Origin of the sequence: Microbacterium sp. H6 (assembly GCF_003314775.1) — a bacterium.
Taxonomy (GTDB): Bacteria; Actinomycetota; Actinomycetes; order Actinomycetales; family Microbacteriaceae; genus Microbacterium; species Microbacterium oxydans.
The window spans coordinates 1-8,118 of the sequence record NZ_QOAY01000020.1 but is presented as its reverse complement, the minus strand read 5'-3'; the positions used below and the strand labels follow the sequence as shown (position 1 = coordinate 8,118).

At 65.7% G+C, this 8,118-nt stretch carries 10 protein-coding genes; 4 read left to right on the top strand and 6 right to left on the bottom strand.

Annotation, left to right across the window (positions count from 1 at the left end; all coding sequences use genetic code 11):
• Positions 1–230: 230 nt before the first annotated feature.
• The gene (locus DSP71_RS00910) at positions 231–1,265 is read right to left on the bottom strand and encodes a methionine synthase (RefSeq protein ID WP_058630749.1); all 1,035 of its coding nucleotides are present in this window, start codon (positions 1,263–1,265) and stop codon (positions 231–233) included.
• A 20-nt stretch (positions 1,266–1,285) separates the two neighbouring features.
• Positions 1,286–2,290 carry a DUF1852 domain-containing protein gene (locus DSP71_RS00905; protein ID WP_058630750.1) on the bottom strand — a complete coding sequence of 335 codons (1,005 nt, stop codon included), beginning with the start codon at positions 2,288–2,290 and terminating at the stop codon, positions 1,286–1,288.
• Positions 2,291–2,411: 121 nt separating this feature from the next.
• On the opposite strand from DSP71_RS00905, the gene DSP71_RS00900 reads away from it, so the two are divergent.
• Together DSP71_RS00900 and DSP71_RS00895 are read left to right on the top strand one after the other, a co-directional pair.
• Positions 2,412–3,353: a LysR family transcriptional regulator gene (locus DSP71_RS00900; RefSeq protein ID WP_046747612.1), complete on the top strand. Its 942-nt coding sequence runs from the start codon at positions 2,412–2,414 to the stop codon at positions 3,351–3,353.
• 276 nt (positions 3,354–3,629) lie between these two features.
• Entirely contained in the window at positions 3,630–4,247 is a 618-nt protein-coding gene (locus tag DSP71_RS00895; protein ID WP_113680131.1) for a hypothetical protein, read from the top strand.
• A gap of 19 nt (positions 4,248–4,266) precedes the next feature.
• On the opposite strand, the gene DSP71_RS00890 is transcribed toward DSP71_RS00895, so the two are convergent.
• Entirely contained in the window at positions 4,267–5,193 is a 927-nt protein-coding gene (locus tag DSP71_RS00890; RefSeq protein ID WP_113680130.1) for a CPBP family intramembrane glutamic endopeptidase, read from the bottom strand.
• Between the two features lie 20 nt (positions 5,194–5,213).
• The gene (locus DSP71_RS00885) at positions 5,214–5,855 is read right to left on the bottom strand and encodes a hypothetical protein (RefSeq protein ID WP_257021917.1); all 642 of its coding nucleotides are present in this window, start codon (positions 5,853–5,855) and stop codon (positions 5,214–5,216) included.
• A 90-nt stretch (positions 5,856–5,945) separates the two neighbouring features.
• Here DSP71_RS00885 and DSP71_RS00880 point away from each other — a divergent pair, with 90 nt between their 5' ends.
• Positions 5,946–6,557, top strand: coding sequence for a TetR/AcrR family transcriptional regulator (locus DSP71_RS00880; RefSeq protein WP_113680128.1), 612 nt, complete (start codon positions 5,946–5,948; stop codon positions 6,555–6,557).
• Between the two features lie 118 nt (positions 6,558–6,675).
• Here the strand turns inward: DSP71_RS00880 and DSP71_RS00875 are convergent, their stop codons facing one another.
• The gene (locus DSP71_RS00875) at positions 6,676–6,990 is read right to left on the bottom strand and encodes a helix-turn-helix transcriptional regulator (protein WP_113680127.1); all 315 of its coding nucleotides are present in this window, start codon (positions 6,988–6,990) and stop codon (positions 6,676–6,678) included.
• Between the two features lie 54 nt (positions 6,991–7,044).
• Here DSP71_RS00875 and DSP71_RS00870 point away from each other — a divergent pair, with 54 nt between their 5' ends.
• Positions 7,045–7,815, top strand: coding sequence for an oxidoreductase (locus DSP71_RS00870; RefSeq protein ID WP_113680126.1), 771 nt, complete (start codon positions 7,045–7,047; stop codon positions 7,813–7,815).
• Between the two features lie 14 nt (positions 7,816–7,829).
• On the opposite strand, the gene DSP71_RS21785 is transcribed toward DSP71_RS00870, so the two are convergent.
• The coding region (locus DSP71_RS21785; RefSeq protein WP_220151060.1) for a hypothetical protein at positions 7,830–8,118 on the bottom strand (289 nt) is incomplete at its 5' end.

Sequence of the window (8,118 nt, the reverse complement as noted above, 5' to 3'; positions counted from 1 at the left end):
GGCGTCCACAGGATGCCGGAGACGTCGCCGAGTGTGAACGTGCGCTCGGTGATGCGGTCGTCGAGGATTCGTCGTGAAGTGAAATGCATGGTCGTGCCTCTCGGGAGTGCGGCGAAGAAGCGGCGCTCCCGGACGACCTATCGCCCGACCGTGTCTCCCTGGAGGAGCACCGACGTGAGTTCGTTCACGGGTACCACCTCCTCAGGTTGCTGCACGGAAGCTCGAGGCTATCAGAGCGCGGAGCCGAGCTCCTCACGAAGGAGAGCAGTACCTGCGCTGAGCGCCCGCAGCTTGCCGCGGGCGACGTCACGCGACAACGGCGCCAACCCGCAGTTCGTGCTCGGCACGAGCTTGTCCGCGTCGACGAAGCGGAGGGCGTTCCGCAGGGTGTCGGCGACCTCCTCCGGAGTCTCGATGATGGGGCTCGCCACATCGATGGCTCCGAGCATGACCTTCTTGCCCCGGATGAGCTCGATGAGGTCCAGGGGCACGTGCGAGTGGTGACTCTCCAGCGAGACGGTGTCGATGCTCGACTGCTGCAGAAGCGGGAACGACTTCTCGTACTGCCGCCACTCCGAGCCGAGGGTCGCCTTCCAGTCGGTGTTCGCCTTGATCCCGTACCCGTAACAGATGTGCACCACGGTCTCCGCGCGCAGACCCTCGGCTGCGCGTTCGAGCACGGCCACGCCCCAGTCCTGCACGTCGTCGAAGAACACGTTGAAGGCCGGCTCGTCGAACTGGATGATGTCCACCCCGGCCGCCTCGAGCTCCTTCGCCTCCTGATTCAAGATCGTCGCGAACTCCCACGCCAGCTTCTCGCGACTCTTGTAGTGACGGTCGTAGAGCGTGTCGATCATCGTCATCGGACCGGGCAGAGCCCACTTGATGGGCTGGTCGGTCTGCTGGCGGAGGAACTTCGCGTCCTCGACGAACACGGGCTTCTCGCGGCTCACGGCACCGACCACGGTGGGCACGCTGGCGTCGTACCGGTCGCGGATCCGCACGGTCTCCCGCTGGTCGAAGTCGACACCGGAGAGGTGCTCGATGAACGTCGTGACGAAGTGCTGGCGCGACTGCTCCCCGTCGCTGATGATGTCGATGCCGGCCTGACGTTGCTCGTGCACAGTGAGGCGAAGCGCGTCCTGCACGCCCTCCACCAGGGCATCGCCCTCCAGCTTCCACGGGGACCAGAGCGTCTCGGGCTCGGCCAGCCAGGAAGGCTTCGGCAGGCTGCCGACGATGGAGGTGGGAAGGATCTCGGGCATGATCGGGGCTCGTCCGTTCGTCATCCGACGGACACCAGCGAGTCTGCGGAACGGCCGACGGCCCACCTCTCGAGGAGCTCGCCGTGCGGGGTCATCAGATGCGCGTCGGCGTACCGCCCCTGCTCGGCCGCGAGCCGGCTGCGCTCCTCCCGGTCGTAGGCGATCTTGGTCACCGAGTAGTCCTGCTGCTCCAGGGTCGGCCGGTAGATGCTCGCGGCCTCGGAGTTCGCGTTGTAGATCTCCGGTCGATAGATCTTCTGGAAGGTCTCCATCGTGCTGATCGTGCCGATGAGCTGGAGGTTCGTGTAGTCGCTGAGCAGATCCCCGCGGAAGTAGAACGCCAGCGGGGCGACGCTGCCTCGCGGCATGAAGTAGCGGACCGAGAGGCCCATCTTGCCGAAGTACTCGTCGGTCAGCGAGCCGTCCTTCTGCTCGTACTCGACACCGAGGATCGGGTGGTGGTTCTCGGTGCGACGGTACGTCTTGCTCGTCGAGACGCTGATGCAGATGACGGGCGACAGCGTGAACCGCTCCCGGTACGCCTCGGAGTCGAGGAAGTGCTGGAAGAGCTTGCCGTGCAGGTCGCCGAAGTCGTCGGGAACGGTGAAGCCTCCCGCGGCCGCGGTGGCCGCCGGCAACCGCACGCTGAAGTCGAAGTCGCGGATGTACGACGAGAAGTTGTTGCCCACGATGCCCTGAGTGCGCGTGCCCGTCGACCGATCGACGATGGTCACCTCCAGCACCTCGAGAAGAGGGAACTCCCGATCCTCCCCCTCCGTGGCGAATTGGATCGCCACCGAGACGATCTCGAGTTCGAGCGTGTAGCGATCGCGGCTCGGGTTGTCCCAGTGCGCCAGATCGTTGAACCGCCGGTCGATCATCGTCAGGGCGTTGCGGAGGTTCTGCTGACGGTGCTCGCCGCGCGCCAGATTGGCGAAGTTCGTGGTGATGCGCGAGTCGTCCGACGGCGAGTAGTCCTCGTCGAAACGGGTCGTCGTGATGCGGAACGTGAATTCGGATGCCATGAGCGGCCAATCGGTGGAAGATCGGCCGGGCTCGGCCTCGATCGGGGGTTTCTCCATGATGACGACTGCAAGGGCCCATCGGGTAATGCGCGTCGACTATGCCGTGGCATAGGTTGAATCTATGGCCAAGCGTTCGAACGGCATCACCCTCCAGCAGCTCACCTATTACATCGAAGTCGCCGCGGAGGGATCGATCAGTGCCGCCGCCGACCTGCTCTATGTCGCCCAGCCCACCCTGTCCGCGGCGATGAAGGATCTCGAGGGCAGAGTGGGGCGCGAACTCCTGATCCGCTCCGCCCGGGGCGTGACGCTCACCACCGATGGTGTCGAGTTCCTCGGGTACGCCCGGCAGGTCGTCGAGCAGGTGGCGCTCCTGGAGCAGCGCTACCTCGGTCGTCCGCCGTCCCGACGACTCCTCGGCGTCTCGACCCAGCACTATTCGTTCGCTGTCGACGCCCTCGTGCGGATGGTGAAGGCGACCGCGGCGACCGAGTACGAGTTCTCCCTGCGCGAGACGCGCACCTGGGACATCATCGAAGACGTCCGCACCCTCCGCAGCGAGCTGGGGATCCTCTATCGCAACGACTTCAACCGCAACGTGATCGACAAGCTGCTCCGCGACTCCGGGCTCGCCTTTCACCCGCTCTTCGTCGCAGACCCGCACATCTTCATCTCCCGCAAGAACCCCCTCGCCGCGCGGAAGCGCGTAACGCTCGCCGATCTCGCCGACGTGCCGAGGCTCACGTTCGACCAGGGCGCGAACAACTCCTTCTACTTCGCCGAGGAGATCCTCTCCACCCTCTCGAGCCCGCAGGACATCCGCGTCTCCGACCGCGCGACCATCTTCAACCTGATGATCGGCCTCGACGGCTACACCATCTCGACCGGCATCATCAGCGACGACCTCGACCCCGAGATCGTCGCCATCCCGCTCGACGTCGACGAGAACATCGAGATCGGCTGGATCGGCCACTCGGCGATCCCGCTCACCGAGCAGGCACAGCGCTACCTCGCCGAACTGCGCGCCGTCGTCTCCGAGTTCGGCGTGGAACTGCTCGGGTGAGGTCGAGACCTCATCGCCCATCCCCCCTCCCGGAGCGGCGGCTCAGTGAAGCCCGAAGGCGGCGTCGAGCGCCCGGAGCATCACCACTCGCCCCCTTCGGCATCGGACTGTGCCTTTCGTCGCCGGCATCGAAGGAGGTGAGAGCTCGGGCAGATTCCCGGGTCACGCTCCTGCACCGACTGCGGCACCCCTCGTGCATGGCTTCCCACACGGGCGATCGCGCCGATAGTCACGCATGACTCCGGCGAATGATCACCCACAGGAAGCAGTGACACCATGGTCAAACTCATGAAGGTCGACGATCTCGTCGCGATCGCCCGCGGCGCCGGCATCGCGCTGGTGCGTGCCGACGAGGCTCACCCCGAGAACACCTACATCTATGCCGCTCCCGACCGCGACATCCTCTACATCGGTACCGCCGCCTCGGCTCAGCGCAGCCGGGACGAAGTGCGCATCGCCGCAGAGGGCTACATCGATCGAATCGGGGTCGGCTTTTCGGCGCTCATCACGGAGAACGACGGGGTGCGGCACAGCTTCCACTACGACCCAGCGACCTTCGACCCCCAGGCGATCCTCCAGCAGGACATCCAGTGGGAGGGTCGCTCCGTCCTTCCGGTGTTCGAACGACTGAAGACCGGGCCCGCACCCTCGATCGCCGAAGTCGAGCAGATCCTCGTTCGGGTGTTGGTCTGCACCGGCCGCCTGGTCGGCAACTCGCAGTATGCATCACAGTGGGACGGACCCGAGGGAAAGTACCCGAACATCATCGCGCTCCTGGCCGCGTTCTACGCTCGCGGCGAGGACGGGGAGCTCCCTCGTCACACCGCGCTCGATGTCTCTGAAGGCGCGGAGGAGCTCGCCGAGAGTCTCGCGAATGTGACAGCGGGACGATAGCGTCGCCGTCCCAGGGAAACTAGCGGTGCGTCCCGGCGCGGTGGCGCGACCGCTCCCGGACCCCGACCATGACGAGCGCTGCGAGGCTCCCGGCTGCGGGCAGGAGAAGGGCGAAGCCGCCGGTGGAGCCCTCTGATCGATCGACAGCGACAGCACCGCCCCCGCTCAAGATCGCGTTGAGTGTCGTCGTCAGGAGGTTGTTCGCCGTGTGGAAGGCGATCGCTGCTTCGAGCCCGCGGGTGAGCAATCCCATCACCGCGGTGCACACGGAGAAGAAGAGATAGTAAGCGAACAGCATCGGGTCGCTGGAGCCGTGCAGGAGGGCGAACATCGCACTCGAGAGAGTGAGGCCTGTGAGGAAGGCCGGCTTCGCGGACCGGAACCATGACCCGGTAGCAGGCAGAAGCACGCCACGGAACATGATCTCTTCACCGACGGTCTGCACCGGTGTCGACAGGAGCATGACGATGAGCAGTCCGGCCGTCGTGCCGGTGATCGACAATCCCATCCAGCCGACCTGTTCCGACGCTGTCAGCCCCACCACCCCCATCGCGAGGCCGACGACCACAACCGAGCCCAAGAAGTACGTCACGAGCCGACGGCGGTCGAAACTGCGTGGCGCACTGAAGACGACGCGCCACGGCACCTTCGCGAACCACCCGGCCAGGGCGAGCGCCAACAGGGCCGTGAGTCCGGTGCTGACGTTCGCCGCCAGCAGCTTGAGGGGCGTCAGCTCGGGTGCGAACGGGTCCCCGCTTTCGACGAGGCCCGCGAGCAGGTACAGCCCGAGTTGAGTGACCAGGAGCGTCGCTGGCAGCGCCACGATCACGATGAGCACTTTCCACCACGCCATCCGGAAGTGCACACCGAACGGGCGGCTTCCTCCCGCGACTCGACTGTCGGCGTCCTGCGTTGCGGGTCGTGTGGCAGGGTCGCTCTGGTGCATGGTCGTTCCTTTCGGGGAGGTCAGCTGGCGAGCTCGTCGATCCAACTCGAACGCATTCGCAGGGCTCGTTCCGTGCTGCCGAGGACAGCGGCGAGACCGACGAGCAGATTGAGCTCGAGCGGGAGTCGGATGGGCGAGGCGAAGGTACCGATCGAGTCGGCGATCAGGGGGATCTTCGAGAGGGCCTCGATGATCTGAGGGACCTCGACAGTGAGGCCGGCCACGACGAACGCGATGGAGACGAGGCCGATCACACGGCTCACTCCGGGATGCTGCTCGTGCAAGAGAGCGCGACGCCCTTCGGCGGATCGAGGATCGGGCGACAGCTGCTGTTCCACACCGTCTGCCCGCACATAGTGGCACCGTTTGAGCCCGAACCCGGTGATCGCCACCTCGATGTGTCCGCCTGGCACCGCGAAGCGCGTGGGCATCTTCGCGTAGGACTGCAGCGCTCCGTCGACGTAGAGACGCGCACGGATCTCACCGTCGGTCATATCGCCGGCATGACGGACGTCGACCGTGTACGTCGACGTCGTGCCGTCGGCAGAGCGCAGCGTGATCGATCGGAGTGACCGACCGAACATCTGCCACCAGCGATAGCGGCGCAGCGGTTCGCCGGAACCGACACGAACGCGACGGTTGCGCCAGTTCTTTCCCGCCATCATCTCGCCCTCCAGAATCTAATACAGCGTGATAGCCAACGACGGGCTAAACTAGCACACTGTTATAGACGGATGGCTCATGAGGGAAAAATGGACGAAGCGCCGAAGGAACCGGGAACACGGGAGAAGATCCTCATCGCCGCGGCAACCATGCTGGGCGAGAACCCGACCGCACGTCTGAGCGTGAGAGCAGTGGCCGCCCGCGCTCAGGTGAGCACGGGGTCGCTACGCCACTTCTTCCCGACGCAGCGGGAACTCATCGAGACGGTGGTGGCCGCGATGTACGACCTGGAGATCCCCGATGATCCGATCAATGATCGTTCTCTGACGGCGGGGGAGAGGCTCATCGCGTGCTTGCAGCTCATCCTCCGCCAAATCGGCGTGGGCGAGAGCGCGCGGAACCAGTGGGAGGCGCTCTACGAGGCTTATGTAGCCACCGCCCCGTCCGAGGACGAGGCAGCCACCTACCTAGCCCTGGACCGCATGGGGCGACATCGGATCTCGCAGTGGCTGACCACCTTGATCGACGAGGGCGTGATCCCCGGCGGTCGAGTCGAGGAGCGAGCACGGTTCCTCTCGACCGTGCTGGCGGGGCTCATGACCGAACGCGCGCTGCCTTTCGACGCCGTGGGCATCGAGGCCGAGACGACGACTCTGCGGCTCGCAGCCCACGCGGTCATGAGCGAATGGCCCGCCGCATGATGATCGCCACCGCCCTGGCGCCCGAACCGTGAACAACGCGTCCTCATCGATCGTCTCCGTCGTCCACGTCCACCTCATCGCCGAGTGAAGGCGCGTCCGTCCGCGGAGATCGTGGTGTCTACGCCTTCGCACCCTGCACGAGCATTCCCAAGGAGTCGACGAGACCGGGGAACCGCTTCTCGAGGTCCACGGTCCGCAACGAGAGCAGGCATCTCGTGCCCTCCGGATCGTTCTGGACGATACCCGCCTCGCGAAGGATCTTCACATGATGGCTCAACGTGGATTGAGAAACCCCCACATCGAACTCGCTCCCCTGATGGACTCCCCCATCGAGCAGGCCCGCGACCACGGCCAGCCGGACCGGACTGCCGAGAGCATGCAGGACCTGATGGAGTTCGATCTCGTCGAGCGATGGGTGATGTATCGAGCGCACAAGTCGATCCTAGCAAAAGATCGATAATCGACGATCATCGATAGAGTAGTCCGCATGACAGACACACAGCACGAGTTCAGCGGCCGACGCGTCGTCGTCACAGGAGGAGCGCGCGGTATCGGGCTCGCCGTCGCCAGGCGGTTCGCCGCAGCAGGGGCAACCGTGGTCATCGGGTCGAGGTCCGCACCACCCGCCGGGGTCGAAGCATCCTGGATTCCCGCGGATCTCAGCAACGCGGACGGTGTCGAGCACTTCGCCCGCGCCGTTCTCGCAGACGGACATGTCGATGTCCTGGTGCAGAATGCCGCTGTGCTCACCGAAGAAGCACCGACCCTCAGCCTCCGCGACGAGGCCTGGCAGGCGGACCTCGCCACCAATCTTCTCGGTGTCGTCCGGCTGGACAGAGAGATCGTGCCGAGCATGATCGAGCGCGAGGGCGGTGTCGTCGTGCACGTCTCGTCGATATCGAGCCACTACCCGCAGCCGGGGCAGGCGTCCTACGCCGCCTCGAAAGCGGCACTCAACGCGTACAGTCGGACCCTCGCGGTGGAGACCGGGAGGAGCGGGGTGCGCGTCCTCGTGGTCGTCCCCGGCTTCATCAAGACCGAGGGCGCGGCCGCCTCGATCGGCGACGCTGCGGCGAGTCACGGCATTTCGGCGAGCGAGATGGAACAGCGGATCGTCGAGCACCTCTCGATCCCGCTCGGCACGCCGGGCAGGCCGGAGGACGCCGCCGAGCTCATCGCCTTCCTCGCCTCGGATCGGGCAGGTTGGCTGACCGGCGCCGAGTACCGCGTCGACGGCGGTATCATCCCCACACTGTAGGAGGCACGCTCACACTAGATGGCAGACGTCACCCTGCGAACGATGCCGGCGACGAGCGTTCCGACCTGCTCGTGCGTCGTGAGGGTGAGCCGAAGACGATCACCATGCGTGAGAACACCGAGGATGCGCTCGCCTCTCACCTGCGTCGTCATCGTCGGCCCCCAGATCGCAGGCACGTCGGCGCCCTCATCGACGGAGACACCGAGATTGCTGATCTCCAGGTCGGCGGCCGTCGCGGCGAGCATCGCCGCCTCGGCCGCCGCCGCGTCGCCGGGCGGGAGCGACGCGAGCATCGCGACCGAT